Annotated in this window: 27 protein-coding genes; 13 read left to right on the top strand and 14 right to left on the bottom strand. The window is 68.0% G+C overall.

Going from position 1 to position 25,647, the window contains the following annotated elements:
• Positions 1-92 precede the first annotated feature (92 nt).
• On the top strand, positions 93-716 hold the full coding sequence (locus NGR01S_RS18255; RefSeq protein ID WP_063038356.1) for an NAD(P)-dependent oxidoreductase: 624 nt from the start codon (positions 93-95) through the stop codon (positions 714-716).
• Between the two features lie 224 nt (positions 717-940).
• Here the strand turns inward: NGR01S_RS18255 and thiC are convergent, their stop codons facing one another.
• A complete protein-coding gene (gene thiC, locus NGR01S_RS18250) occupies positions 941-2,569 on the bottom strand; it encodes a phosphomethylpyrimidine synthase ThiC (RefSeq protein ID WP_063038354.1) in 1,629 nt (542 codons plus the stop codon).
• A 282-nt stretch (positions 2,570-2,851) separates the two neighbouring features.
• Here thiC and NGR01S_RS18245 point away from each other — a divergent pair, with 282 nt between their 5' ends.
• Entirely contained in the window at positions 2,852-3,430 is a 579-nt protein-coding gene (locus tag NGR01S_RS18245) for a Uma2 family endonuclease (protein WP_245664652.1), read from the top strand.
• A 5-nt stretch (positions 3,431-3,435) separates the two neighbouring features.
• Here NGR01S_RS18245 and NGR01S_RS18240 read toward each other — a convergent pair whose 3' ends face one another.
• The 3 genes from NGR01S_RS18240 to NGR01S_RS18230 are packed head-to-tail and all read right to left on the bottom strand — an operon-like array spanning position 3,436 to position 5,893.
• Positions 3,436-4,251 carry an exodeoxyribonuclease III gene (locus NGR01S_RS18240; RefSeq protein WP_063038350.1) on the bottom strand — a complete coding sequence of 272 codons (816 nt, stop codon included), beginning with the start codon at positions 4,249-4,251 and terminating at the stop codon, positions 3,436-3,438.
• A gap of 51 nt (positions 4,252-4,302) precedes the next feature.
• Positions 4,303-5,313, bottom strand: coding sequence for an N-acetylglutamate synthase, CG3035 family (locus NGR01S_RS18235; RefSeq protein WP_063038348.1), 1,011 nt, complete (start codon positions 5,311-5,313; stop codon positions 4,303-4,305).
• The gene (locus NGR01S_RS18230; RefSeq protein WP_063038346.1) at positions 5,303-5,893 is read right to left on the bottom strand and encodes a peptide deformylase; all 591 of its coding nucleotides are present in this window, start codon (positions 5,891-5,893) and stop codon (positions 5,303-5,305) included. Before NGR01S_RS18230 ends, NGR01S_RS18235 begins: the two co-directional genes overlap by 11 nt.
• Positions 5,894-6,139: 246 nt before the next feature.
• On the opposite strand from NGR01S_RS18230, the gene napA reads away from it, so the two are divergent.
• The 5 genes from napA to NGR01S_RS18205 all read left to right on the top strand — a co-directional run bounded on the left by napA (position 6,140) and on the right by NGR01S_RS18205 (position 11,005).
• Positions 6,140-6,487, top strand: coding sequence for a nucleoid-associated protein NapA (gene napA / locus NGR01S_RS18225; protein ID WP_063038344.1), 348 nt, complete (start codon positions 6,140-6,142; stop codon positions 6,485-6,487).
• Between the two features lie 438 nt (positions 6,488-6,925).
• Positions 6,926-7,486, top strand: a complete 561-nt coding sequence (locus NGR01S_RS18220; RefSeq protein ID WP_084481316.1) for a LytR C-terminal domain-containing protein — start codon at positions 6,926-6,928, stop codon at positions 7,484-7,486.
• Positions 7,487-7,611: 125 nt separating this feature from the next.
• Positions 7,612-8,304: a superoxide dismutase[Cu-Zn] gene (gene sodC / locus NGR01S_RS18215; protein ID WP_063038340.1), complete on the top strand. Its 693-nt coding sequence runs from the start codon at positions 7,612-7,614 to the stop codon at positions 8,302-8,304.
• A gap of 21 nt (positions 8,305-8,325) precedes the next feature.
• A complete protein-coding gene (locus tag NGR01S_RS18210) occupies positions 8,326-9,471 on the top strand; it encodes a glutamate--cysteine ligase (RefSeq protein WP_063038337.1) in 1,146 nt (381 codons plus the stop codon).
• 88 nt (positions 9,472-9,559) lie between these two features.
• Positions 9,560-11,005, top strand: coding sequence for a phosphatase PAP2 family protein (locus NGR01S_RS18205; protein WP_084481313.1), 1,446 nt, complete (start codon positions 9,560-9,562; stop codon positions 11,003-11,005).
• On the opposite strand, the gene mnhG is transcribed toward NGR01S_RS18205, so the two are convergent.
• The 9 genes from mnhG to NGR01S_RS31015 form a co-directional block, all read right to left on the bottom strand.
• Complete coding sequence (mnhG, locus tag NGR01S_RS18200) at positions 10,965-11,312, bottom strand: monovalent cation/H(+) antiporter subunit G (RefSeq protein WP_063038335.1); 348 nt, start codon at positions 11,310-11,312, stop codon at positions 10,965-10,967. The two genes, NGR01S_RS18205 and mnhG, sit on opposite strands and share 41 nt — an antisense overlap.
• Complete coding sequence (locus NGR01S_RS18195; RefSeq protein ID WP_063038333.1) at positions 11,309-11,569, bottom strand: monovalent cation/H+ antiporter complex subunit F; 261 nt, start codon at positions 11,567-11,569, stop codon at positions 11,309-11,311. The genes mnhG and NGR01S_RS18195 overlap by 4 nt, the downstream gene beginning before the upstream one ends.
• Positions 11,566-12,108, bottom strand: a complete 543-nt coding sequence (locus NGR01S_RS18190) for a Na+/H+ antiporter subunit E (protein ID WP_063038561.1) — start codon at positions 12,106-12,108, stop codon at positions 11,566-11,568. Before NGR01S_RS18190 ends, NGR01S_RS18195 begins: the two co-directional genes overlap by 4 nt.
• An 8-nt stretch (positions 12,109-12,116) precedes the next feature.
• Entirely contained in the window at positions 12,117-13,712 is a 1,596-nt protein-coding gene (locus tag NGR01S_RS18185) for a Na+/H+ antiporter subunit D (protein WP_063038331.1), read from the bottom strand.
• Positions 13,709-14,089, bottom strand: a complete 381-nt coding sequence (locus NGR01S_RS18180) for a Na(+)/H(+) antiporter subunit C (protein WP_063038329.1) — start codon at positions 14,087-14,089, stop codon at positions 13,709-13,711. Before NGR01S_RS18180 ends, NGR01S_RS18185 begins: the two co-directional genes overlap by 4 nt.
• Positions 14,086-16,878: a Na+/H+ antiporter subunit A gene (locus NGR01S_RS18175; RefSeq protein ID WP_063038327.1), complete on the bottom strand. Its 2,793-nt coding sequence runs from the start codon at positions 16,876-16,878 to the stop codon at positions 14,086-14,088. Before NGR01S_RS18175 ends, NGR01S_RS18180 begins: the two co-directional genes overlap by 4 nt.
• 161 nt (positions 16,879-17,039) lie before the next feature.
• Positions 17,040-19,292 carry an AAA family ATPase gene (locus NGR01S_RS18170; RefSeq protein WP_063038325.1) on the bottom strand — a complete coding sequence of 751 codons (2,253 nt, stop codon included), beginning with the start codon at positions 19,290-19,292 and terminating at the stop codon, positions 17,040-17,042.
• A gap of 313 nt (positions 19,293-19,605) precedes the next feature.
• Positions 19,606-20,076 (bottom strand): hypothetical protein, encoded by a 471-nt coding sequence (locus tag NGR01S_RS18165; protein WP_084481311.1) that lies wholly within the window; start codon positions 20,074-20,076, stop codon positions 19,606-19,608.
• A gap of 108 nt (positions 20,077-20,184) precedes the next feature.
• Positions 20,185-20,346 carry a hypothetical protein gene (locus tag NGR01S_RS31015; RefSeq protein ID WP_157107309.1) on the bottom strand — a complete coding sequence of 54 codons (162 nt, stop codon included), beginning with the start codon at positions 20,344-20,346 and terminating at the stop codon, positions 20,185-20,187.
• Between the two features lie 190 nt (positions 20,347-20,536).
• On the opposite strand from NGR01S_RS31015, the gene NGR01S_RS18160 reads away from it, so the two are divergent.
• Positions 20,537-20,989, top strand: a complete 453-nt coding sequence (locus NGR01S_RS18160) for an SRPBCC family protein (RefSeq protein WP_157107328.1) — start codon at positions 20,537-20,539, stop codon at positions 20,987-20,989.
• Here NGR01S_RS18160 and NGR01S_RS18155 read toward each other — a convergent pair.
• Positions 20,964-22,010 (bottom strand): beta-ketoacyl-ACP synthase III, encoded by a 1,047-nt coding sequence (locus NGR01S_RS18155; protein ID WP_063038319.1) that lies wholly within the window; start codon positions 22,008-22,010, stop codon positions 20,964-20,966. The genes NGR01S_RS18160 and NGR01S_RS18155 overlap by 26 nt on opposite strands.
• A 259-nt stretch (positions 22,011-22,269) precedes the next feature.
• On the opposite strand from NGR01S_RS18155, the gene NGR01S_RS18150 reads away from it, so the two are divergent.
• From NGR01S_RS18150 to NGR01S_RS18130, 5 genes are all read left to right on the top strand, one after another.
• Positions 22,270-22,530, top strand: coding sequence for a GlsB/YeaQ/YmgE family stress response membrane protein (locus NGR01S_RS18150; RefSeq protein WP_063038317.1), 261 nt, complete (start codon positions 22,270-22,272; stop codon positions 22,528-22,530).
• Between the two features lie 143 nt (positions 22,531-22,673).
• A complete protein-coding gene (locus NGR01S_RS18145; protein WP_063038559.1) occupies positions 22,674-23,399 on the top strand; it encodes a phosphatidylserine decarboxylase in 726 nt (241 codons plus the stop codon).
• Positions 23,399-24,322, top strand: a complete 924-nt coding sequence (locus NGR01S_RS18140; RefSeq protein WP_063038315.1) for a CDP-alcohol phosphatidyltransferase family protein — start codon at positions 23,399-23,401, stop codon at positions 24,320-24,322. The genes NGR01S_RS18145 and NGR01S_RS18140 overlap by 1 nt, the downstream gene beginning before the upstream one ends.
• A gap of 59 nt (positions 24,323-24,381) precedes the next feature.
• Entirely contained in the window at positions 24,382-25,140 is a 759-nt protein-coding gene (locus tag NGR01S_RS18135; protein ID WP_063038313.1) for a Clp protease N-terminal domain-containing protein, read from the top strand.
• 171 nt (positions 25,141-25,311) lie between these two features.
• Positions 25,312-25,605, top strand: coding sequence for a DUF222 domain-containing protein (locus tag NGR01S_RS18130; protein WP_063038311.1), 294 nt, complete (start codon positions 25,312-25,314; stop codon positions 25,603-25,605).
• Positions 25,606-25,647 lie beyond the last annotated feature (42 nt).

Raw genomic sequence — 25,647 nt, 5'->3', positions numbered from 1 at the left:
CTCGCTTATGCGAACGAGCTTCAGAGCCATGGTTCGTCTCGCCCCTGATTGCTGTACTGGATCCAGGCAATGGTTTCGAGTCAGGAGCAATCATGCGAATCGCGGTTTTCGGAGCGACCGGTACGGTCGGACAGCACATCGTCGAGCAGGCGCTGGCGCGCGGGTACGAGGTCACCGCGCTCACCCGCGACGCCGGCCGGATCACCCGCACCCACGAGAACCTGCGCATCGTGGAAGGTGATGTACTCGACCCGGGTGTGGTCGAACGGACCGTCTACGGCCAGGACGCGGTACTGGTGGCACTGGGCAACGGCCGCAAGGGCGTGGTGCGGGCGGAGGGCACCCGCACGATCATCGAGGCGATGAACCGCACCGGCGTGAAACGGCTCATCTGCCAGTCCACGCTGGGAGCCGGTGACAGTCGCGCCAATCTGAACTTTCTCTGGAAATACATTATGTTCGGCCTGCTGCTGCGCCCGGCCTACGCCGACCACCAGCAGCAGGAGTCCTATGTCCGGGCCGGCGACCTGGAGTGGACCATCGTGCGGCCCAGCGCTTTCACCGACGGCCCCCGCACCGGCACCTACCGGCGTGGTTTCGGTACCGGAGAGAAAGGTCTGAGCCTGAAGATCGCCCGCGCCGATATCGCGGAGTTCCTGCTCGACCAGATCACCGACCGCACCTATCTGCACCGGGCGGCCGGGATCTCCAACTGAACAGCTGCGGGAGTGTCCGCGGGGCCGGCGGGGATGCCTCTGGTGCCTGGCGGGGAATCTCGCGACGAGCGAGACAGCGCAGGGCGCCTCGGGCCTATGCGGCCCAGTACTCGAGCCGCCTTCCGCGCATTATGCGCAGCGGTCGCCGTCTCGCTGAAAGTGGTTGTCGACCTGCTTATATACCGAGTGCGGGCGCACCGACACCGGGGGTGCGCCCGCTTCGGTCAGGGCACCACCGGCAGGTACACCCGTTTACCGGCCTCGGTGAACTCCGCCGACTTCTCCGCCATCCCGGCCTCGATCGCGGCGATATCGGTCAGATTGTGCTGCTCCGCGTATTCGCGTACATCCGCGGAGATGCGCATGGAGCAGAATTTCGGACCACACATCGAACAGAAATGCGCCGTCTTCGCCGGTTCCGCCGGCATCGTCTCGTCGTGATATTCGCGCGCGGTATCGGGGTCCAGTGACAGCGCGAACTGGTCGCGCCAGCGGAATTCGAACCGGGCCTTGGACAACTCGTCGTCCCGGAGCCGGGCGTGTGGATGGCCCTTGGCCAGATCGGCAGCGTGCGCGGCGATCTTGTAGGTGATCACCCCGGTCTTCACATCGTCACGGTCGGGCAGGCCGAGATGTTCCTTCGGCGTGACGTAGCACAGCATCGCGGTCCCGGCCTGTGCGATGATCGCGGCGCCGATGGCCGAGGTGATGTGGTCGTAGGCGGGCGCGATATCGGTGGCCAGCGGACCGAGCGTGTAGAAGGGGGCTTCTTCGCACAGTTCTTCTTCGAGCCGTACGTTCTCCACGATCTTGTGCATCGGCACGTGGCCGGGGCCCTCGATCATCACCTGGACACCGTGCGATTTCGCGATCTTGGTCAATTCGCCGAGCGTACGGAGTTCGGCGAACTGGGCCTCGTCGTTCGCGTCTGCGATCGAACCGGGCCGCAGCCCGTCACCCAGAGAGAAGGTGACATCGTAGTGCGCCAGGATCTCGCACAACTCCTCGAAATGGGTGTACAGGAATGATTCCCGATGGTGGGCCAGACACCACGCGGCCATGATCGAACCGCCGCGCGAGACGATTCCGGTGACCCGCTTCGCGGTCAGCGGTACGTAGCGCAGCAGCACACCGGCGTGCACGGTCATATAGTCCACACCCTGCTCGCACTGCTCGACCACCGTGTCGCGGTAGATCTCCCAGGTGAGCGCGGTCGGATCACCGCCGACCTTCTCCAGGGCCTGATAGATCGGCACCGTGCCCACCGGGACCGGCGAGTTGCGCAGGATCCACTCGCGCGTCTCGTGGATGTTCTTACCGGTGGACAGATCCATGATGGTGTCCGCGCCCCAGCGGGTGGCCCACACCATCTTCTCGACCTCCTCGGCGATCGAGGACGAGACGGCCGAATTGCCGATATTGGCGTTGATCTTCACCAGGAACTTCTTGCCGATGACGGTCGGCTCCAGCTCCGGGTGCCGATGGTTGGCCGGGATCACCGCGCGGCCGGCGGCGACCTCCGCGCGCACCAGCTCCGCCGGCACGCTCTCCCGGGCGGCGACGAAGCGCATCTCCGGGGTCACGATCCCGGCCCGGGCCCAGGCGAGCTGGGTGCGCGGGCCGGGCACATCCGGCTTTTCCCACTCGTTCCGGAGCGCGGGCAGGCCCGCCTCCAGATCGATGGTCGCGGTGGTGTCGGTGTACGGGCCGGACGTGTCGTAGACGTCGAAACGGTCGCCGTTGGTCAGCTCGATCCGGCGTACCGGAATGCGTAGACCGTCGATTTGCCGATAGTGCTTGACGCTGCCCTCGATCGGACCGGTGGTTACCGAATCGACAGGTGTACTCGTCATATTTCCTCCCTACGCCGGCATTACCCGGTCAGGTTCATACGGTCGACAGCCCTGAGCGCTCCGGAGAGCTAGCCGTCCTCTCAGCCCGCTGGTGCGAGCCCCCGTTGGCATGTGTGAAGTTTTCCGCCGCCGACCATACTCGCTCACGGGCCGTCCAGGCCTCGGACGGCGAACTCCGCCTGCTCACCGAGCCGGGCCCGACCGCGTCCCGCCGGCGGCGGGACGGAGAGGCGCAGAGTGTTCGGTGCGACTGTCGTGGACTGCGAGAGATAGGGTCTATCTGTGACCCTCTCGCATGGATCGCTGATGACCGTCGACGAGTTCGAGGAACTCGACGCGGCGGCTCAGCGGATTTCCGAAGGGCTGCGGCTCGAATATCTGAACGGCCTGCTGGCCGCGAAGGCGCGACCGGATTCCAACCACACCCGGGTCGTGCAGTGGCTGGCGCGCTTCCTGGTGCCGCGCCGGTCCGAACTGTGGCTTTTCGCCGATCGTGGCCTGCGGGCCGGGCGCACCGGCGGCAGTCGTGTGCGTCCCGACGCCATCCTTGCGCCCGCGTCCGCCTTCGCCGGTGAAGGTGAATGGTCGGACCCGCAACCGGTGATCATGACCATCGAGATCAGTTCTCGGGCCCAGCACACCGAACTGCGGGATCGGCTCGACAAGCCGTTCCTGTACGCGGCCACGGGTATCCCGCTCTACTTCCTGATCGACCGCGGTGCCGCGGAGGTGAGCGTGTACAGCGAGCCCGAGGACGGCCGCTACAGCACCAAGGTGACCGTGCCGTTCGGTACCGATATCGAATTTCCCGAACCGCTCGGTGTCTTCCTCGCCACCGATCCGCTCCCGGACTGGTTGTAGCGGCGTCAGGCGGTGAATTCGGCGATCACCGGAGCGTGGTCGCTGGCACCCTTGCCCTTGCGTTCCTCCCGGTCCACCCCGGCATCGACCACCGTCGCGGCCAGGGCCGGCGAGGCCAGCACGAAGTCGATACGCATTCCTTCCTTGCGCGGAAAGCGCAGCTGGGTGTAGTCCCAGTAGGTGTACACACCGGGACCGGGAGCGAAGGGCCGCATCACATCGGTGAAACCTGTCTCGGTGATCGCGGTGAAGGCGTCCCGTTCCGGTTGGGAGACATGGGTTCTGCCGGCGAACAGTTCCGGTGACCAGACATCGTCGTCGGTGGGCGCGATATTCCAGTCCCCGACCAGGGCCGTCTTCGCCTGCGGGTCGGTGGCCAGCCAGCGGGCGGCGTTGTCGCGGAGCGCGGCCAACCAGGCCAGTTTGTACTCGTAGTGCGGGTCGGCCAGTGCGCGCCCGTTGGGTACGTAGAGACTCCACACCCGGACTCCGTCGCAGGTGGCGCCCAGCGCCCGCGCCTCGACGGTCGGTGAGGGGATGAGCGTATCGGCGGCGTCGCGATCGAATCCGGGCTGGCCCGGGAACCCGATCTCCACGTCGTCGAGTCCCACCCGCGATGCGATCGCCACGCCGTTCCACTGGTTCAACCCCACATGCGCGACCTCGTACCCGGCCTCGGCGAAACGCTCGAAGGGGAACTGATCGTCGCGGCATTTGGTCTCCTGGATCGCCAGCACATCGATATCCTGGCGATCCAGCCAGGCCAGCACCCGGTCCTGCCGGGAGCGGATCGAATTGACATTCCAGGTGGCCAGGCGCAACGAATTACCTTTTCGCGAATCGGGCGAACCGTAGTTCGGGGTGTACCGGCGTCACTGTCCGATCACCCCGGAACTGCCGGGGACGGCGTAGCGGTAGCTGTGATGATCGACGAACCCGAGTTCGCCGAACAACTCCAGGGCGTCCACATTACCGGCCTCGACCTGGACGTACGCGTGTGTCGCGCCCCGATCGCGACCCCAGCGCAGCAGTTCGCCGCAGACGAGTGCGGCCAGGCCGTGCCGGCGATGGGCGGCCACCACCGCCACACAGGTCAGGCCGACCCAGCGGCGGCCGTCGAAGGCGGAGGTGAGTGCGCCGCGGGCGATGGCGATGGGATTGGGCAGGCCCAGCGAGGCGAAACCCAGTTGCCCGTCGTGCACGGCGGAGAGTACTTCGGGCAGCGGGACCGTCGCGGAGTGCCCGGTCGGTTCGTCACCGCGGTAGCGGTGGATCTCCAGCCACGCGATATCGGGTTCGGGCGCGATACGCACCATGGACGGGCCCTGCGGAAGGACGAAGTTCTCCAGATCGATACCGAGGACGCGGGTTTCACCCCAGCTGTTCCAGCCCGGCGGCACGGTCGCCAGCCGGTCGGGAAGTGCCAGTTGCAGCGGCAGTCCCTGGGCGGCGTACCAGGCGCCGATCCGGTGCAGGCTGTCCGGCGTGACCCGGGCGGGACCGTTCGAATCACCGATGGGCACCGCGGAATTGGCGCGCCGGGTGTAACCGTGTCCGGCGCGCAGCAGCCAGCCGTCCATCCAGGCGGATTCGGTGCCGGGCCAGCCGAACGCCGCCGCGGTCTCCAGCGCGCGGATCTCCGAGGTGCGAATCGGCCGGGCCGCCAGTGATTTCAACGCCACCACGCTGGCCGCCGGGATCATCACCGGATGGCCGTCGGCGGCCAGGACGGTCAGCGGATTCGTCTCCACCACCTCGCCGATCACATCGGTGAGCGGCGGGCTGCTGCCCTCGGGGCGCCGGTAGCGCACCACGACCCGTTCGCCGAGCGGAATCTGCGAGATCGGGATATCGCCGTCGTGGTCGTGCGGATCAGTCGTCATGTCCGAAGGGGTCCGGGTCGCTGCCGGGTAGCCAGGTGCGGCCGGGGACGCCCCAGCCGTTGCGTTTGACGGCCTTCTTCGCCGCTCGCGCGTGGCGTCCGATCAGGACATCGATGTAGAGATAGCCGTCGAGATGGCCGACCTCGTGCTGCAGCATGCGGGCGAAGAAGCCGGTGCCCTCGACGGTCACGGGCTCACCGTGCTCGTCGGTTCCGGTGACCCTGGCCCAGTCGGCTCGGCCGGTGGGGTACTGCTCGCCGGGCACCGACAGACAGCCCTCTTCGTCGTCATCGGGATCCGGCATTGTCTCCGGGATCGCCGAGGTCTCCAGTACGGGGTTGATCACGGCTCCCCGGCGCCGCACCACCGTGCCGTCCTCCGCCGGGTCGGGGCAGTCGTAGACGAAGAGGCGCTTGGATACTCCGACCTGGTTGGCAGCCAGGCCGACGCCGTTGGCGGCGTCCAGGGTCTCGTACATATCCGTGATCAGCCCGGCCAGTTCCGCCGGCGATTCGGTCACCGGCGCGGTAGGGCCGTGCAGCACAGGATCGCCGACGATCACGATGGGCAGGATTGACATGACACGAGCTTATTGTGGGCGCCGGCGGCCGGTGAAAAGGGCCTGCTCTGCGTGGCCGCCGTGGCCGGTCCGGGCAGGTGGAACGGGTTCTCGCGAAATATATGGTACCGCCGTACCGGACACGCCGGACGTCGACGGCAGCGCGCGCCCCGGCGGCGTGGTTGAATATCGCAGGGCAGTAACACGGTGACCCGATCGTGCCCTGATACGGCGATCGCGTCCGGTGGTAACTCGGCGAGGAGCAAGATGGACGGCGCAGCAGCGCGGGATCTTTCCGCAATCCAGGGCGGTCCTCCGAACAACACAGCGAATACGAATCCCGAAGGGCCCCACGATCCCGAGAGCGGCCTGAGTCGCCGCGAACACGAGATCCTGGCCTTCGAACGACAGTGGTGGAAGTACGCGGGCGCCAAAGAAGAGGCGATCCGCGAACTGTTCGCGCTGTCACCGACCCGTTACTACCAGGTGCTCAACACCCTCGTCGACCGGCCCGAAGCGTTGGCCGCCGATCCGATGCTGGTGAAGCGCCTGCGCAGGCTACGCGCGAGCCGGCAGAAGTCGCGAGCGGCGCGAAAGCTCGGTTTCCAGGTCTGACGCCGAGCTCCGGACTGTTGCCGCGGTGGAGCCGGTTCCACATCGCTCCCGTTCGCATTTTCACGGCTCCTCGGACGGTCGAGTGGTAGGGGCCGCCCCGATTCTGGAGCGAAGGAGCGCAGCGACCGAGCGTGTGCGGTTGGCCATCCAGAGACCGGTGGCCATCGAGCACTTACAGTGATGTGAGCCTCCCCAGGCCGGTCGAGGCGCACGACAGCATGCACCTTCTGTCTCCTCCGGATGGTCTACCTCAGTGGTCGGGGCCCGCCCCCGATTCTGGACTGACGGAGCGAGGGAGCGCAGCGACTGAGCGGAGGAGGGAAGAATCGGGGTCACAGGGCCCCGACCCGCGCGCCGAAGGCGCGCCGATAGCCACAGCCCCGACCCGCCCCGCCGGAGGCGGGGCAAATCAACACAGCAGGCGCTAGGCTCGGGCGGGTGAGCAATTCGAACCCTGGCTCCGGTGGACCGCCGCTGCGTGCGACGGCAATGGTTCTGATCGCCCTGTCGATCGTTTTCGCCGGTCTGGGCGCGATGTCGCTGTCGAGTGCGGACTCGGCGAGTTCGGACAACGCCGAGAGCACGGTGGCCTCGTCGACGACCGCACTGGCCGCGCCGCGCGCCGGTACCACCACCGCGGCCGCACCCACCACCACGGCCACCGAAACCGGTACCACCACCGCGGCCGCCACACCGACCACCACGGCGGCAGCCGGTGGGGTCGATCGATCGGCTCCGGTCCGGGTGCTCAACAACAGCATGGTCGCGGGTCTGGCGTCCACGACCGCGAACGAACTCACGGCGCGTGGCTGGACCAACACCTCCACGGGCAACTACGCCGCCACCACACTCGAGAACACGACCGTGTACTACGGTCCGGCGCCGGCCGACGAGGCCACCGCCGCCGCGGTCGCCGCGGATATCAATGCCACCACCGCGCCGATGATCCCGGGTCTGGGCGACGGTTCGGGAGTCGTCGTGGTGGTGACCGGGCGGTGACACGTGTCTCCGGAGGTCGGGGCTGTCCCGGCCGGGCCGGGACGGCGTGGCATCATCGTGTGCGTCGAAAGATCGTTGTCGAAACGCTCTACCCCTAAACTCGGTACTCGTAAAGGAGTTCCCTGATGGCACAGTCCACTTCTCGTCGCCGGTCTTGGCGGAGCGTGACCCCGGTGCTGGCTGTCGCGGCTTTCGGCCTCGTTGCCTGCACGAACAGTCAGGAATCCAGCGACGTGACGGGGACGACTCCGCCGGTGTGGACCTCGTCCCCGGCCCCGGCGGGCGCGGGCGAGTCCGGTGAGCACGGAGAACAGCCGGGCTCACCGGCCGGATCGGGGACCGAAGTCGAACTGAAGTCGCCGAGCGGCGCGAAGATCGGGACGGCGAATATCGCCGACGAGGGGAACCATCTGCGGATCACCGTGGACACAACCGGTTTGACCCCCGGTTTCCACGGCCTGCACATCCACCAGGAAGGCAAATGCGAGGCGAATTCGGCCCCGCCGGCCGGCGGGGCGCCCGGTGACTTCCTGTCCGCGGGTGGGCATCTGCAGGTCGGCGGTGCCACCGGACATCCCGCCAGCGGCGACCTGACCTCGCTGCAGGTCCGCAAGGACGGCCACGGCTATCTGGTGACCACCACGGATACCGTCAGTTTGAGCGATATCCGGGGTAAGGCGATCATCGTGCACGCCAATTCGGACAACTTCGCCAATATCCCGGACCGTTACAACCGCGAGGGTGGCGCCGGCCCGGATCAGCAGACGATGAGCACCGGTGACGCGGGCGGCCGGGTCGCCTGCGGCGTCATCGGTTAGACGCAAGACAGAGGGGCCGATATGGGTGGGGCGCGGATCGAGCCGGTACCGTTCCGCGGATCGCCTCGGCCGACCGTGGGGATCGAATGGGAGATCGCGCTCGTCGACAAGACGAGCCGCGATCTGTCCAATACGGCCGCAGCCGTTTTCGACGCGGTGGGTGAGCTGCGGGCGCACGACGGCACCCCGCAGGTGACCAAGGAGTTGCTCCGCAACACCGTGGAACTGGTCACCGGTGTGCACGAAACCGTCGGGGCCGCCGTAGCGGATCTGTCCGGCACCATGCACACGGTGCGCCGCGCCGCCGACGAGCTCGGGGTGGACCTGTTCTGCGCGGGGACACATCCGTTCGCGCAGTGGTCCACCCAGCAGCTCACCCGGTCCGAGCACTACGACGAACTGATCGAACGCACCCAGTGGTGGGGTCGGCAGATGCTGATCTGGGGGGTGCACGTCCACGTCGGGGTGTCGCACCGGGACAAGGTCTTTCCCATCCTGAACTCGCTGTTGCTGTCCTACCCGCATCTGCTGGCGCTGTCGGCCTCCTCGCCGATGTGGTCGGGTTCGGATACCGGTTACGCGAGCAATCGCGCGCTGATGTTCCAGCAGTTGCCGACGGCGGGGCTGCCGTTCCAGTTCGAGAACTGGAGTGAGTTCGAACGCTATGTGCACGACCAGATGAAAACCGGTGTGTTCGAACAGCTCGGCGGTATGCACTGGGATATCCGGCCCGCACCGAAATGGGGAACCATCGAGGTACGTATCTGCGACGGTATCTCCAACCGGGCGGAACTGGCCGCGCTGGCGGCGTTCATCCACTGTTTGATCGTGCATCTGGACGAGCGGGTGGAACGCGGTGAATCGCTGCCCACCCTGCCACCCTGGCATGTGCAGGAGAACAAATGGCGGGCCGCGCGTTACGGGTTGGACGCCATCGTGATCGTGGGCGACGACAACCGCGAACGTCTGGTCACCGAGGATCTCGATGAGCTGCTGACCCGGTTGGAGCCCACCGCGCGGCGCCTGGACTGCGTGGCCGAACTCGCGGCGGTGGCCGATATTCCGCGGCGCGGGGCCAACTATCAGCGGCAGCGGCAGGTGGCGGCGGCCGCGCAGGGGGATCTGGTCGCGGTGGTGGACGCGCTGGTCCGCGAACTCGATAGCTGACCCGGCCGGTACGCTGCTGTTCAGCAGCCCGATGACCTGCCGTTCACGTGCCGTTTACGATGGTCGGGTGCTAGTCGAAAACCCGAATATGGGAACTGGAGCAGCGGCGCGCAGTACCGTGCCGCGCCGGGAGGTTCGGGTCGCCGCCGTCGCCGCCGTTCCGGTACTGCTGCTGGTGCTGCAGGGCGTGGCGTTGTGGCGGGATTTCGAGGGCCCGCTGACGAGCCTGGCCCGGGACTACATCGGTACGCCCAAATCCATGACGGTGCCCTGGGCGGGTCTGGTTCTCGCACTGGTCGGTATCCCGGGCCGGCGCCGGTGGATCGCCGCGGGGGCGGCGGTGCTGATCGATCTGGGATACGCGGGGGTGCGGCTGCTGCTGGGGGGGCCGTTCACCGTCGGCAACGGTCCTGTCCTCGTGCTCACCGCGGTGGCGCTGGTGGCCTGGTTGCACTGGACGGGCGTCGAACGACGCAACGCGTTGCACGCCGCCGCGCTGGGTGCGCTGCTGATCCTGGCGACCAAGGTCGGTGACGTCTGGCTGCACATCACCGTGGAACTGCGGCCGCGAGTGCTGGACCAGTACGTGATGCTGGCCGATCACGCGCTCGGAGACCCGGCCTGGGTGGTGGGCCGGGTACTGGAAACTCTGGGACCGGTACCCGACGCGGTCCTGCACTGGGTGTACATCGAACTGCCGGCGGCGGCCATCGTGGTGGCGGTATGGCAGTTGCGGGCGGTGGCGGCGGGCGGCCAGTGGCCGAATCACTATCTGGTACGCACATTCCTGGTGCTGGGCCTGGTGGGGCCCCTCGTGTACATACTGTTCCCGGTGGTCGGGCCGATGTTCGCCTACGGGGTCGACGGGAACGGCTTCCAGCTCGGCAATTTCTGGCCCGATGTGCTGCCGCCGCTCGATCGCGCGCCGGATGCGATGGCCTTCGACTCGTTCTCCCCGCGCAACTGCATGCCCTCGATGCACACCGCGTGGGCGCTGGCGCTCTTCCTGCACACCCGGCGCAACCCCGACGGGTCACTCGCGCCGACCTGGCTGCGCTGGGGCGGTATGTTCTGGCTGCTGTGCACGCTGGCCGCGACACTCGGGTTCGGCTACCACTACGGCGTGGACCTGGTCGCCGGGGCGGTGCTGTGCCTCACCGTGGAATCGGCGCTGCGGGAACCCGAACGCGGCTGGGGCTGGTTCCGGATCCGGCTGGTCGCCGGTGGTGCGGTGATACTGGTGACGCTGCTCGTCGGCTACCGGTATCTGGCGGTGCAGATGGCCGACTACCCGGTGGTCGCTGGTTCGATCGTCTCGGCACTGCTCGCGGCGATGGCGGCGGGCTTCCACGCCACCTGGTTCGCCCGGCGCCGCCGCGAGCGGCCGGTGACGGCCGAGGTCGCGACACTGCCGGACCGCGCCGCGGAAGCGGTCGTCGCCACGGCCGATCCACTCGAAACGGCAGCGGCCGTGGCCGACGAGGCCGCCGGGATCACGGCTGCGGCCGATCCAGTTTGTCCTCGAGTTCGTTGACCACCAGCAGATCCTTGCGGTGCAGTTGCTCCCGGTAGGCGGTGCGGCCGATCAGGTGGGCGATCACCGGTGCGGTGAGCAATGTGAACAACCCGACCAGCACCAGCATCCAGACATTGGGGTCGTCGTACACCCGGATGCAGGTGCCCGCCAGGACCGAGATAAGACCGATCACCTGAGGTTTCGTCGCCGCGTGCATACGCAGCAGGGTGTCCGGGAACCGGACGATACCGATGGCGGCGGTCAGCGCCAGTACCGCGCCGAAAATGATCAGGATGCCGGAGATCCAGTCGAATACGGTGTTCATCGGTCGTCCCGGACCCGGAAGCGGGTGACGGCGGCCGAACCGAGGAAACCCACCAACGACAGCGCGACGATGGCGGGCACCACGCTGGTGTCGCGGCTGTAGGCCGCCCACACCGCGAGGCCGCAGATCGCCATCGCGATGATCGAGTCGATCCCGATCACCCGGTCGAGGGTATCCGGGCCCGCGAGTATGCGGTATGCGGTGATCAACGCGGCCGCACTGAGCAGGACCGCGGCCACCACGGCCACGACGATCACTTGGTCACCTCCTGACCGGTCGGTGGCGGGAGCGGGGTGGCGCGACGTTCCAGCCCATCGATCAGCAACCGTTCCAGCACCCGGATGGTGCGATAGAACTTATCCACCGCCTCCGCACTGCTCACATCGATGACATGTACATAGGCCTTACATTGTTCGCGGTCGATCTCCAGCACCATGGTGCCCGGGATCAGATTGATCAGGTTGACGCACAGCACCATGACCAGATCCGAGCGGAACGCGAATTGCACCTCGAGCACACCGGAGGGCGGCGGCGGCCCGGGCCGCACGGCGAACCAGGCCAGCTGGAAACTGGACTCCAGCCCGTAGTACACGCTGACCGCGGCCAATTTCATCAGCGGTAGCAGTCGCAACTGCCCGCGCAGCGGAATCCGGGGCAGCGGGAGGGCCACCATGATCACCACGCCGACCGCGAGTCCCGCCAGCACATTGGCGACGCTGACCTGGCCCCAGAGTGCCACCCATACCGCGGTCAGCCAGAGCAGAACACCGATGCGGAGCACATTGTCGCGGTTCAGCAGTCTGCTCATCGCGGCCCCCCGCCCAGGACCGCGCCGATATAGACGCCGCGGTCCTGCAGTTCGGTCGCGGCCCGGTCGGCGATGCCCAGGACCGGGCCCGCCCACACCGTCAGCGCCAATCCGACCGCGACCAGCGCCGCGGTCGGCAGCACCATCATTGCCGGCAGCCGGCCCGGGTCGGTGCGTTCGTCGTAGAGCATGTCGGTGTTGTCCTCCACCAGCGACGGCAGGGTGGCGGCCACCAGATGGCCCTCGGGGGCCTGTTCGCGAGGCCGCCAGAACGCCTTGCTCCAGGTCCGAGCCATGACGTACAGGGTCAGCAGGCTGGTCACGATCGATCCGGCGACCAGCACCCAGGCGAGCACGCTGCCGTCCTGCGCGCCGGCCTGGAGCAGCGCCACTTTGCCGATGAAACCGGAGAAGGGCGGTATCCCGCCGAGGTTCAGCGCCGGTATCAGGAACAGTCCCGCGAGCAGTGGGCTGGCCGCGGCCAGCCCACCCACCCGCCGCAGCGAGGTCGAGCCCGCCTGGCGTTCGATCAGTCCGGCCACCAGGAACAGCGCCGTCTGCACCAGAATGTGGTGCGCGATGTAGTACACCGTGCCCGCCAGCCCGATGGAGCTGGCGATACCCACCCCGAACATCATGTAGCCGATATGGCTGACCAGCGTGAACGAGAGCAGTCGCCGGATATCGCTCTGCGCGATGGCACCGAATATGCCGATCAGCATGGTGAGCAGGCCGCTGATCATCAGCAGGTTGTCGAAGCCGCCGTCCGGGAACAGCAGGGTCTGGGTGCGCACGATCGCGTACACACCGACTTTGGTGAGCAGACCGGCGAACACCGCGGTGACCGGCGCCGGCGCGGTGGGGTAGGAGTCGGGCAGCCAGTTCGACAGGGGGAACACCGCGGCTTTGATGCCGAAGGCGACCAGCAGTACGGCGTACACCGCCTGCCGGATACCGTCCGGGATGGCGTCCATCCGCTGGGCCAGGTGCGCGAAGTTGAGGGTCCCGGTGGCGCCGTAGGTGACGGCGGTGCCGATCAAGAAGATCAGCGACGACACCATGGAGACCATCACATACGACACCCCGGCGCGGATACGTTCCGCCGTCGCGCCCAGGGTGAGCAGGACGAACGAGGCGACCAGCAGGATCTCGAAGCCGACGAACAGGTTGAACAGGTCGCCGGCCAGGAACGCCATCGCCACACCGGCGCTGAGCACCAGGTAGGTGGGCCAGAAGATGGAGGTCGGCTGACGGACCTGGGCGTCGTTGATGTTCTGGCCGGCGCCGTACAGGGCGACCGCGAGCAGCACGATCGCCGAGACCAGCAGCATGGACGCGGAGAGCCGGTCCACGACGATGGTGATACCTATCGGGGTCTCCCAGCCGCCGACCTGCACGGCCACCGTCCCGTCGCGGTCGGCGAGATACAGCAGCACCGCGCAGACGGCGACCGCGGCGCTCAGCGCGACCGTGGCCAGGACTCGCTGGACCCGGGCGCGACGCCCGGCCACCAGTGTCGCGGCGGCGGCCAGCAGCGGGATGAGCACCGGCAGCGGAGCGAAGGCGGGGACCAGATCGGGCGATAAGCTCATTCTTCGGGTTCCTCCGGCTGGCGCGCGGCGATCCCGACATCCTCCGGATCGTTCTCGACTTTTTCGCTCGTGGTCAGGATGTAGGAGCGATAGGCCAGCGCCAGCACGAACGCCGAAACACCCATGGTGATGACAATGGCGGTCAGCACCAGCGCCTGGGCCAGCGGATCGGCCATGATGCTGTGTTCGATATCGTCCGTGCCCCGGATCGGCGCTGCCCCGTCGGGTCCGCCCATGGTGAGAATGAGCAGGTTGACCGCATTGCTGAACAGCAGGATGCCGAGCAGCATCTTCGTCACGGTGCGTTCGAGCAGCAGGTACACCCCGCAGGCCACCAGGACACCGACCACGATCAGCAGGGTCAGATTCGCGCTCATGACTGCACCAACTCGTCGTCGAGGCGCGCGCCGAGGCTGCGCAATACGTCCAGTACGAGACCCACCACGATCAGGTAGACACCGAGGTCGAAGAACAGCGAGGTCACCAGTTTGACATGGCCGAGCAGTGGAACCGTCATCTCCAGGATGGCCGAACTCAGTGGCGGCGCTCCCAGCAGCAGCGAGGCGCTGGCGGTACCGGCAGCGAGGATCAGTCCGGCGCCGAGTAGATGGCCGGCCTCCACCGGTAGTGCCTCACCCAGTTCGTACTGGCCGCCCGCGAGATAGCGCAGTACCAGTGCCAGCCCCGCGATGAGACCACCGGCGAATCCGCCACCGGGCGCATTGTGGCCGGAGAAGAAGAAGTAGACCGACAGCACCATGATGGTGGGGAACACCAGGCGGGTCGTGATCTGCAGAACCATCGAGCGGTTACGGCGGTCGACCAGCCTGCCCGCGGGTAGCCAGCCCACCTTGCCGCCGGGCCGGTAGTTGGGTGCGTCGGCGGCACGGGGCGGCAGACCGAACCGCCGACTGCGGAACACCAGCGAGGCTACGCCCGTGGCGGCCACCACCAGCACCGATATCTCGCCGAGGGTATCCCAGGCACGGATATCGACCAGTAGCACATTGACCGCGTTCTTGCCGCCGCCGAATTCGTAGGCCGCGTCCGGGATGCGCTCCCAGATGGGCCGGGCATTGCGTGCGGTCGCGGCGAACGCCGCCAGCACGGGCACCGCGATACCGGCCGCGATGGCGATCGCCGCCCGGCCGACCTGGAAACCGGCCTGCTGTTCCGGTCCGATCTCGGCCGGGAAGGCCCGCAGGACCAGGACGAATACCACCAGCGTCAGCGTTTCCACCAGGAACTGTGTCAATGCCAGGTCGGGCGCGCCGTGCAGGGCGAAGACGACACCGCAGCCGTAGCCGGTGAGCCCGACCACCAGCACGCTGGCCAGCCGGTTGCGTAGCACGGTCGCACTCAGCGCCATGGCGATCATGATGGCGCCGATCACCATTTGCAGCGGGGAGTCCCACAGACGCAGTTCGACCCCGGCCCGGGTGCCGACCGCCAATACCACCGAGGGCACGATCACCAGGGTGCCGAGGATGACCGCCTGGGTGAGCGGCAGCGAACCGCGCTGGACGGCACCGGTCATGCGCAGTGAGAGCCGGTCGGCCGCCCGCAGCGCGGCATCGTAGCCGCGGTCGGCGTTACCCAGCAGCGTCGCCGACTCACCGAACCGGTCCCGCGCCGCGAACAGCGCGAAGCCCCCGGCGATGATCACGACGGTGAGCAGCAACGGCAGGGTGAGGCCGTGCCAGAGCTGGAGATGACCGGTCAGCGTGCCCGGCAGGGTTTCGGCGTAGGGCGCCAGCAGACCGTCCATCCAGGGGGCGGCGAGTCCGGCGCCCAGCGAGCCCACCGCGAGCAGCACCGGCGCCGCGCTCAGCGCGATGCCCGGCGCGTGCCACCGGGGGACCGGCACCCCGGGTTTGTCGGCGAAGGCGCCCCAGATGAAGCGCGCGCTGTAGGCGACGGTGAGCATGGACCCCAGCACCAAGCCGGCGGCCAGCAGCAGTCGCACGTTGTCCGAGAGCGGCGCGGCGTCGAGTGCGGCGGCCAGCGCCGATTCCTTCGCCACGAATCCCCAGAGCGGCGGGATACCCGCCATACTCAGCGCGGCCAGCGACGCGGCGCCGAAGAGTACCGGTGAGCGCCGGCCCAACCCGGAGAGTTCGCGCAGGTCACGGGTGCCTGTCCCGTGGTCGATGATGCCGACTACCAGGAAGAGCGCGGCCTTGAACAGCGCGTGCGCCACCACCAGGCCGATCCCGGCGAGCGCCGCATCCGGCGTGCCCAGACCCACCATCGTCACCAGGAAGCCCAGCTGACTCACCGTCCCGAAGGCCAACACCAGTTTCAGGTCGGTGACCTGCATGGCGCGTAGGCCGGCCAGCAGCATGGATGCCAGGCCGAGGGTGAGGACGAGCGGGCGCCAGACCGGGGCGTCGGCGAACGCGGGTGCCAGACGCGCGATCAGGTAGACACCGGCTTTCACCATGGCGGCGGCGTGCAGGTAGGCGCTGACCGGGGTGGGTGCGGCCATGGCGCCGGGCAACCAGAAGTGCAGCGGTACGATGGCGGATTTGCTCAGTGCGCCCACCAGGACGAGCACCACCGCGATCTGTACGGCTACCCCGCCGGGACGGTCGGTAGCGGCGAGTAGATCCGACAGCAGGTAGCTGCCGTATGCCTCACCGAGGATGATGATGCCGGCGAGCATTGCCAGGCCGCCCGCACCGGTGACCAGCAGGGCCTGCAGGGCGGCGCGCCGGCCCGGCACGCTGTCGGAGTTGTGGCCGACCAGCAGGAACGACAGGACGGTGGTGATCTCCCAGAAGGTGAACAGCAACAGCATGTTGTCGCTGGTGACCAGGCCGAACATGGCGCCGGAGAAGGCGACCAGCCAGGCGGCGAAGGAGCCGAGCTTCGGTTCGTCGTCGGTGAAGTAGCGGGCGCAGTAGGCCAGGACCAGGGCGCCGATCCCCAGGACGAGCGCGCTCATCACGGTGGCCAGGGAGTCGAAGCGCAGGTCCAGGCTTAGATCGACGGTCGGAGCCCACTGCATCCGGACTTCGATCTCGTCGTTCCAGTGGGCGATCACCCAGCCGAGGCAACCGAGCGGTACCAGTGCCAGCGGATAGAACGCGTTGCGGCCCAGTACTCGCACGGCGGAGGGCGCGATCAGCGCGGCCAAGGTGTGTGCGAGCAGAATGGCGAGCAAGCGTTACCTCCGTCGAGATAGGGGCGGCGGGGTATTGCGCGCTCATCATATGCGAGCACGAACTGGGACAATCGTACAGATTAAGAGATGCGCACCTGCATCCGGCTACCCTCGGGCAACGGTTTCGCCAGGTCAGGCATACCGGACAGAACGGGAACGGGTCAGCGGCGCGATTCCGCGTACCGGCGCAGCGACTCCACCTGATCGGCGTTCAGTGAGGGCCGCACCGCCCGGCGGGCGGCATCGATATCCGCGGCGGTCACATCCGCGGTGTCCACATCGCGGCGCATGGCCGCCAATGCCGCCTCGCGCAGCAGTGCCGCGCAGTCCGCGGCGGAGAAACCGTCCAACTCGGCCGCGAGCCGGTCCAGGTCCACCGACGCCGCCAGTGGCACCGCGCGGCCGGTCGTCCGCAGAATGGCGGCTCGGGCCTCGGCGTCCGGTGGCGGCACGAACACCAGCCGTTCGAGCCGGCCGGGACGCAGCAGGGCCGGATCTATCAGTTCCGGCCGGTTGGTGGCGCCCAGAACCACGACATCGCGCAGCGGTTCCACACCGTCCAACTCGGTGAGCAGCGCCGCCACCACCCGGTCGGCGACTCCGGAATCGGAGCTCTGGCCGCGGCGGGGCGCCAGCGCGTCCACCTCGTCGAGAAAGATCAGCGAGGGCGCCGAGTCCCGAGCCCGCTGGAACAGCTCGCGTACCGCGCGTTCGGAGGAGCCCACCCATTTGTCCATCAGCTCCGCGCCCTTGACGGCGTGGACGCTCAGCTGGCCGCTACCCGCCAATGCCCGCACCAGAAAGGTCTTCCCGCATCCCGGCGGGCCGTACAGCAGTACCCCGCGGGGCGGCTCGATACCGAGCCGCGCGAACGAATCGGGATGCCGCAGCGGCCAGAGGACCGACTCGGTCAACGCCTGTTTGGTCTCGGCCATATCGCCCACATCGTCCAGACCGAGACTGCCGATCGCCAATTCCTCGGTACCCGACAGCGACAGTGGCCGGATGACCTCCAGGGCCCCGCTGAGGTCCTCCTGCCGGAGCAGTGGCTCGGTGCCGTCCCGGCTCGACCGTGCGGCCGCCCGCAGAGCCGCCTCCCGGCACAGCGCGGCGAGATCGGCGACCACGAACCCGGGCGCCGACGAGGCGATCTCGTCCAGTCGCAGCTCACCGGTGGGCACCTTGCGCAGCAACTGTTCCAGCAGCGCCCGGCGCATCCCGGCAGTGGGCAGCGTCAGCGCGAGTTCCCGGTCGCACAGATCGGGCGCCCGTAACCGCCGGTCGATCGCCGCCGGATGCGCGGTGGTGGCCAGGAGCGCCACGGACGGTTCGGCCAGCGCCGCCCGTAATTGATCCAGGATCAGCGTCGCGACCGGTTCGGGTGGTTCCGGTAGCAGCGCGTCGATATCGGTGATCAGCAGAATGCCGCCCCGGCCCGAACCCACCGCCGCGGCGGCGGCGGCGACCGCGCGCAACCGGGCCCCGCTCTCCGCCGCGCCCACCGTCGGCCCGTCCAGTTCCACGATCCGGCGTGGCGCGACGACTGCTCTGGCCAGTGTGGTCTTACCCACCCCGGCCGGGCCGGTGACGAGCACCCCCAACCGCGGGGTCGCGCCCAGCGCCTTCAGCAATGCGGGTTCGTCCAGGGCCAGGCTCAGCCATTCCGTCAGCTTCGCCGCCTGCGGTTGCACCCCGGCCAGATCCTCCACCTGCAGTTCGGGAGGCGGCGCTGTCGCGACCGGAACGGATCCGGGCAGTTCGCGGCCTGTCACCGTATCGAGGTGACTCGGCGCCAGCGGCTGGTACGGACCGGGATGCTCGTTCACCCGCAGGGGTGCCGGCTCGTCACCGATGGCTACTCCCGCCGTCCACTCGACCGCGGTATTCGGTTGCACGCTCACCGGCGCACCAGGTGGATCGGTGGTGACCACGGTGAGCAATTCGGAGGTCCAGGCGATTCCGAACGCCCGCGACAACGCCTGACTCGCCACCGACGACGGAATATCGGGTCCCAGCTCCCTGGGCAGCAGGGACACCGTATCGCCCACGGTCACCACCTTGCCGAGCAGCGCCTGGCGCAGTGTGGCCGCCGGAATCGACTGTGTGGCCTGCCGCGACCCGCTCACCGTGATGCGGCGGGCGCCGTACACCACGACCGGCGACACCACCACGCCCGAGTTCTCCCGCAGGCCGGCATTGGACAGGGTCACATCGTCGAGGAGCGCGGTACCGGCCGGAGTCCCCGCGGGCGCCCGGCCCACCACGGCCGCGGTACGGCGTGCGCCGATGAGCGAGACACCGTCCCATTCGCGTAACCCGAGGGCGGTGAGTGCCTCGGGATGCAGCCGGACCACCCCGCGGCGGGCGTCGGCAGCGGAGGGATTCAGACGGACGGTCAACGCCAACTCAGCCACCGTGCCATTCTGCGCTGCTTCGGCGGATCAGGTGACGCGGGCATGGTGGCCGGTGTCGGGTAGGGCGCGGTGTGCGTGCCGAAGTCGCCTGCCGCCTGCGGGATCCGGGCGCCCGCACCGGCCCGGCGGTTCGGTCTTCCCGATCGTTTATCTGCGTCGACGCGAGGTCGCCGCCGTCGACCTCGGTTCCGCCGACATCCCGGGAGACATCACGATCGTTACCGGCGGAGATACGGCTCTCGCCCACGGCAGCGCCGAGTTCCCGGTGACGGGTAGCTGAAAGTGTGCGGCCCGTCGCCGGCCGCACCCGCTGTCACCCGTTGGCGACGATCCCCGCGACCACGGCGACCTTCTGATCGGCCAGTTTCTGGGAGTTGCAGACCAGTTTGGCGGTACCGAGCGCGGCATTGGGGTTGCCCACGAACGCGCTGTCGGGGTTCTCGGCGAGGATCTGGCCGATGAGTTGCTGCTGCTCCGGTTCGTCGAGCTCGGCGAACCGGCCGCAGGTGGTATCGGAGGGACGCACCGAGGCCGGGGCGTCCCCGGCGGGATCGTCCTCGGTCGCGGTGGCTTCCGGCGGCTCGGCGGGGATCGGTTCCGCGTCGGGGGTGGTGGTTCCGGCGGTGGTGCCGTCGCCGGCTTCCGGCTGTGGTGCCGTCTGCGTGGTCGCGGTGTTCTTACGCAGGCCCGATGCTTCGGCCGGCTCTTCTTCGGAGGAGCAACCCGAAAGCGCCAGCGCCGCGGCGGCGGCCGCGGCGAGCACAACAGTTGAGATTCGCTTCATAACGCATTCCCCGGTGGTCGGCCACGCCGGAGCCTCCGGCGCGACCAGCAGCGTACCGGGTGGTTGTGCGGTGGCCCCGGCCGCAGCCGGGGCCCCGGCTGCCGGGGTTCAGACCCGGTGGTGCCGGACCATATCCAGTTCGGTGGGGGTGAGCAGGCGTTCCAGCCGTTCGTCGATCCTGGCGTTTCCGGAGGGGTCATCGGGATCTGGTGCCGGGAGTTGCGGCAGTCCCTCGGTGGTCTGGCGGCGCAGTAGCGAGCGAAGGTTCACGGCCCATCACCTCACGGTAGCTGTGTGTTTGCTGACGTGCTTGCTGGCGGTGGCGCTATGGCATGGAGTCCCGCAATCGATTCTGCTTCCGGATCGGCGATATCGATACTCGGCAGCGGAAAACGTGACCGAGCCGTCGCCGATCGCTACCCTTTCTGATACTTGGAGTTTCATCTACCCGGAGGCAATGTTGCCGAAAAACCTGGAAGCCAGCATCGATATCGCCGCACCACCGGAGCGGGTCTGGGCGGTGCTCGCCGACCCGAGCCGGATGCCGGAATTCAGCCCCCAATGTGTCCGGATGGTCCCGATCGGCAAGCCGAGGGCCGGCACGCTGACGATCAATCTCAACCGGGACGGTTGGAAGTTCTGGCCGACCACCTCGCGCATCCTGCGCTACGAAAAGAACAGCGCACTGGCCTTTCGGGTGAGCCAGAACCGGACCGTGTGGACCTACACGCTCGAGCCCACCGAGGACGGCACCCGCCTCGTCGAACGCCGGGACGTCCCCAACGGCACCACCTGGGTATCGCGGACCCTGATCGACGCGGTGCTCGGTGGAGAGGCGGCGTTCGAGGAGAGCCTGGTGGCCGGGATGAACGAATCGCTGGCGAAGATCAGGTCAGCGGTCGAGGCGAACTGAACTTCGGCAGGTTCACGACCTGGGCCGCGTAGGAGAGTCCGGCGCCGAAGGCGATGAGCAGCGCGGTATCGCCGGGCCGGGACTGCCCGGTGCGCAGCAGGGTCTCCATCGCCAGCGGAATCGAGGCTGCCGAAGTGTTGCCGGTCTCCTCGATATCGTTGGCCAGCGCGCAGTCCTCCGGAAGTTTCAGCACCCGCGCCATGATCTCGATGATCCGGCCGTTGGCCTGGTGCGGGATCATGGCGTCCAGGTCGTCGGTGGACAGGCCGGCGCGGTCGATGGCGTCGCGGCAGACCTTTTCCAGGGAGTGCGCCGCCCACCGGAACACCGCGGTGCCCTCCATGGCCAGGTAGGGACGGACGGCGTCGGTGCCCTTCTCCTCGATCTCGGCGAAGAACTCGACCCAGTCCTTGTCCTGGCGGATGACCCGGTGCTGGGTGCCGTCGGAACCCCAGACGGTCGGCCCGATGCCCTGTTCCTCGGCCGGGCCCACCACCACCGCGCCCGCGCCGTCGGCGAACAGGAACGCGGTACCGCGGTCGGCCGGGTTGACGGTGTCGCTGAGCTTCTCCACCCCGATGACGAGTACGTGCGAGGCGGTACCCGCGCGGACCAGATCCGAGGCCATGGCCAGGCCGTGGCAGAACCCGGCGCAGCCGGCCGAGATATCGAAGGCGGCGGCGCCGCCGGTGCCGAGTTCGGTGGCGATCCGGGGCGCGGCGGCGGGCGTCAGCAGCAGATGGGTCGAGGTGGCGACGATAACGCAGTCGACCTGGTCGCCGGCGATACCGGCCGAGTCCAGGGCGCCGCGACAGGCGGCCACGCTCATCGAGTGAATTGTCTCGGTGTCGTCGGCGAAGCGGCGGGTGCGGATTCCCGAACGGGTCCGGATCCACTCGTCGCTGGAATCGATCGGTCCGGCTACCTCGTCGTTGGTCACGACTCGCGCCGGGCGGTACACGCCCAGCCCCAGGATCGCGGTGTGCTGGGCCCCGGTCGTCTGGGCGATCTGAGTAGCCATGGTGCTTCTCCTATGTACCTGCGGCTGGGTCGCCGCGAGGGTGGACCCGATTTCGATGTGGATTCCTCACCCGCCGGCCGCGTGGTCGCGGTCACCGGGCAATCCGGAGACATGAGGCACCCTCATATTATCTCCAAGTTCGGGTGATGGCATCGCTAATTCGATATTCGCCGGGGTTAGCGAGATCGACTCCGGGTATTGCGGCGGTACACGCCCGCGGCCGCGGCCGTGTACCCGGAGAACAAGCGAGGAACAACTCATGCTCGGACTCGGCATCATCGGCTGGATCATCATCGGCGGTATCGCTGGCTGGATCGCCAGTAAGATCATGAAAACCGACGCCCAGCAGGGCATTCTTCTCAATATCGTGGTGGGTGTCGTGGGCGGCCTGATCGGTGGCTTCCTGCTCGCGGCATTCGGTGTCGATGTGAACAGTGGCGGCTGGTGGTTCAGTTTCTTCACCTGCCTGGCCGGCGCCGTCATTCTCTTGTTCCTGGTGAAGTTGGTCGTACGGAGGTAGACCTCGGTTCGACACCCGGTGCCACCGGCCTGTTCGGCGTAAGGTGTGAACGCTTGCGCCGACAGGGTCGGCCGGCCCGTGCGCGGTGACCGGTCGCCACCTGAGAGTCCGCGCCGATCGAACCGAGTATGAAAGAGGAATCAGTGGCACGCCGTCCCACGCCGCCCGGCACCCCGGAAACCACCGGTCCGGCCCATCTGGCCGATCTGGTGCGCAGTGCGATCCCGCCGATGCATCCGGCCGGATTGCCCTTCGTGGCCGTTCCGCTGGGGGTCGCGGTCCTGGGCCGTAGGCGACGCTGGCTCCGCCGGACCGCGCTCGCGGCGGCCGCGGCGAGCGCCGCCTTCTTCCGGCATCCGCACCGCGTCCCGCCGAATCGGCCGGGAGTGGTGGTCGCCCCCGCCGACGGTGAGGTCGCCCTGGTCGATATGGCCGCGCCGCCGCCCGAGCTGGGTCTCGGCGACCAGCCGCTGCCCCGGGTGAGTATCTTCCTGTCGGTCCTGGATGTGCACGTCCAGCGCACGCCGGTCTCGGGTGTGGTGCGCGATGTGCGCTACCGGCGCGGGCAGTTCAAATCCGCCGACCTCGCCGATGCCAGCGAGGTCAATGAACGCAGCAGCATGCTGATCGATACCGCCGACGGGCAGCAGGTGGTGGTGGTCCAGATCGCCGGGCTGCTGGCCCGGCGCATCGTCTGCGACGCCGCCGCCGGTGACCGGATCACCATCGGCGACACCTACGGCCTGATCCGGTTCGGTTCCCGCGTGGACACCTACTTCCCGGCCGGGACGGAACTGCTGGTGAACGTCCGCCAGCGGACGATCGGAGGGGAGACGGTGCTGGCGGTCCTGCCGTCGGCGGGCGCGTGATGGAGCAGGTCATCGAAGGCAGGCGGCGCCGATCGGTCCGGCTGCTGCCCAGTATCGTCACCATCCTGGCGCTGTGCTCGGGACTGTCCGCGGTGCGGTTCGGTCTGGAGGGGGAACTGAAGATCGCGCTGGCCATGATCGGCGCGGCAGCGGTCCTGGACACCCTCGACGGCCGGCTGGCGCGGTTGCTGTCGGCGACCACCAAGATCGGCGCCGAACTGGACTCGCTCTCCGATGCCATCTCCTTCGGGGTGGCGCCGGCGCTGGTGCTCTATGTGGTGCTGTTCGACGGTGCGAGCAGCGGTTCGGGCTGGATCATCGCGCTGCTGTTCGCGGTGAGTATCGTGCTGCGGCTGGCCCGGTTCAACACCCTGCTCGACGACGACACCCGGCCCGATTGGGCGCGGGAGTACTTCGTCGGGGTCCCGGCTCCGGCCGGTGCGCTCATCGCGATGGCTCCGATCGCGGTGTACGTGCAGTTCGGTGACGGCTGGTGGACGAGTTTCCCGTTGGTCGCGGCCTGGACGGTCTTCACCGCGGCGCTATGCGTGAGCACCATCCCCACGCTGGCCCTCAAATCGGTATCGGTCGCCCCGCAGGCCGCCGCCGGTCTACTGGTGCTCGTCGCGCTGGCCGGTGCGGCGCTGATCACCTATCCCATCGTGCTGTTGCTGGTCCTGATCGTGCTGTACCTCGGTCATATCCCGTTTGCCTGGTACTCGCGGCGCTGGGTGGCGGCCCGGCCCGAGACCTGGCAGTACAAACCGGCCGAACGCCGCGCGCAGCGCCGGGCGGACCGCCGGTTGACCGTCCTGCGCCGCCCGGAGATCCGGCGGCCGGTGCTGCGCCGTCCCGATATCCGGCGGCCGGCACTGCGCGGCGATTCGCGGTTGCGGTTGCGCCGTCCCGGCGGGCGGAACTGAGGGATATTCGCCGTCAACCCATGGTTGACGATTGTCATGCGTCAACCTATAGTTGACGCATGACAACAGTACGTCTGGACGATCTCATCGAGGTCATCAAAAAGGCCCGGCCCGACAACGCCCTGGAACAACTCGCCGACGCGGTGGTCACCGCCGGCCATCTCGGTGAGTTGGCCGATCACCTGATCGGTCATTTCGTCGATCAGGCCCGTCGGTCGGGCGCCTCGTGGACCGAGATCGGCGCGAGTATGGGTGTGAGCAAACAGGCTGCCCAGAAGCGCTTCGTGCCCAAACCGCCGGGAGATCCATCCGCCGAGATGGATCCCAATGCCGGATTCGGGAAATTCACCCCGCGCGCCCGCACGGTCGTGGTCGCGGCCCAGGAGGCCGCGAGTATCACCGGCAGTGCCGAGATCTCCCTCGGCCACCTGGTACTGGGCCTGCTCAGTGAGGCGGACGGCCTGGCCGGCCAGTTGATCGTGGAGCAGGGGGTCGCCCTCGCGGATGTCACGACCGCGGCACTGGCCGCGGTGGGCGGCGATGCGACCGCCGGGCCGGAGGCGCTCAAGGCCGCGACCACCGCCGGCAAGATGAGCGGCCTCATCCCCTTCGGCGCGGACGCGAAGAAAGCGCTGGAGCTGACCTTCCGCGAGGCCCTGCGGCTCGGGCACAACTACATCGGCACCGAGCACATCCTGCTCGCCGTCCTCGAACTGGAGAACGGCTCGGGAATCCTGAGCGATACCGGATTGCGCAAGGAGCCGATCGAGACCCGGTTGCTCGAACTGCTCCGCCAGATCGTGACCGAGAAGCAATAGCGAACGCCCGGCCGCACCGGCGCCCGGGGCTCCGCGCGCCCGGCGATCATCGCGATTCGGACCGGTCCGTAGTGAGTGGTGTGTGGGGGACGGCCGCCCCCGTGCCGGTGTTACCGCAGGCGGGGGCTCTGATGCGCCCGATCCGGGGCGGTGTCCCGGTAATCTATAGCAATGGCGGATGAAACGGACTCCGACCTGGTGGCAGGTGAGCACCGGGACGAGCTGCTGCGCGCTTTGACCTATGTCTCCACCGAATCGTTGTCGGATGGGAGCTATGTGGTCAACGGCGATCTACCGCCGGAGGTCGCGCCGCCGTTCATTCGCGCCATAATGCGGGTCGAGGCCGAACTGCTACTGCACGATGCCGAATTCGTCACCATCGATGAGGGTGAACCGCGCACCCCGGAGGAACGGCGCGCGGACGCATTTCTCGCCCTTGCCCTGCGGGTCACCGACAGTCTTTGACTGTAGGCGGGGTTACATTTCGACGTGGCGGAGAAGTCGCGT

Source organism: Nocardia grenadensis NBRC 108939 (assembly GCF_001613445.1).
GTDB lineage: Bacteria > Actinomycetota > Actinomycetes > Mycobacteriales > Mycobacteriaceae > Nocardia > Nocardia grenadensis.
This window is presented reverse-complemented; position numbering and strand designations above follow the sequence as displayed.

Bases quoted from the DNA above. Each gene is read 5' to 3' on its own strand.
- NGR01S_RS18155 (WP_063038319.1), bottom strand. From the start codon at position 22,010: ATGGCTACTCAGATCGCCCAGACGACCGGGGCCCAGCACACCGCGATC.
- NGR01S_RS18130 (WP_063038311.1), top strand. From the start codon at position 25,312: ATGGCGGATGAAACGGACTCCGACCTGGTGGCAGGTGAGCACCGGGAC.
- NGR01S_RS18150 (WP_063038317.1), top strand. From the start codon at position 22,270: ATGCTCGGACTCGGCATCATCGGCTGGATCATCATCGGCGGTATCGCT.
- NGR01S_RS18140 (WP_063038315.1), top strand. From the start codon at position 23,399: ATGGAGCAGGTCATCGAAGGCAGGCGGCGCCGATCGGTCCGGCTGCTG.
- NGR01S_RS18165 (WP_084481311.1), bottom strand. From the start codon at position 20,076: ATGAAGCGAATCTCAACTGTTGTGCTCGCCGCGGCCGCCGCCGCGGCG.
- NGR01S_RS18210 (WP_063038337.1), top strand. From the start codon at position 8,326: ATGGGTGGGGCGCGGATCGAGCCGGTACCGTTCCGCGGATCGCCTCGG.
- napA (WP_063038344.1), top strand. From the start codon at position 6,140: ATGGACGGCGCAGCAGCGCGGGATCTTTCCGCAATCCAGGGCGGTCCT.
- mnhG (WP_063038335.1), bottom strand. From the start codon at position 11,312: ATGAACACCGTATTCGACTGGATCTCCGGCATCCTGATCATTTTCGGC.
- NGR01S_RS18205 (WP_084481313.1), top strand. From the start codon at position 9,560: ATGGGAACTGGAGCAGCGGCGCGCAGTACCGTGCCGCGCCGGGAGGTT.
- NGR01S_RS18255 (WP_063038356.1), top strand. From the start codon at position 93: ATGCGAATCGCGGTTTTCGGAGCGACCGGTACGGTCGGACAGCACATC.
- NGR01S_RS18230 (WP_063038346.1), bottom strand. From the start codon at position 5,893: ATGTCAATCCTGCCCATCGTGATCGTCGGCGATCCTGTGCTGCACGGC.
- NGR01S_RS18185 (WP_063038331.1), bottom strand. From the start codon at position 13,712: ATGAGCTTATCGCCCGATCTGGTCCCCGCCTTCGCTCCGCTGCCGGTG.
- sodC (WP_063038340.1), top strand. From the start codon at position 7,612: ATGGCACAGTCCACTTCTCGTCGCCGGTCTTGGCGGAGCGTGACCCCG.
- thiC (WP_063038354.1), bottom strand. From the start codon at position 2,569: ATGACGAGTACACCTGTCGATTCGGTAACCACCGGTCCGATCGAGGGC.
- NGR01S_RS18180 (WP_063038329.1), bottom strand. From the start codon at position 14,089: ATGAGCGCGAATCTGACCCTGCTGATCGTGGTCGGTGTCCTGGTGGCC.
- NGR01S_RS18235 (WP_063038348.1), bottom strand. From the start codon at position 5,313: ATGACGACTGATCCGCACGACCACGACGGCGATATCCCGATCTCGCAG.
- NGR01S_RS18135 (WP_063038313.1), top strand. From the start codon at position 24,382: ATGACAACAGTACGTCTGGACGATCTCATCGAGGTCATCAAAAAGGCC.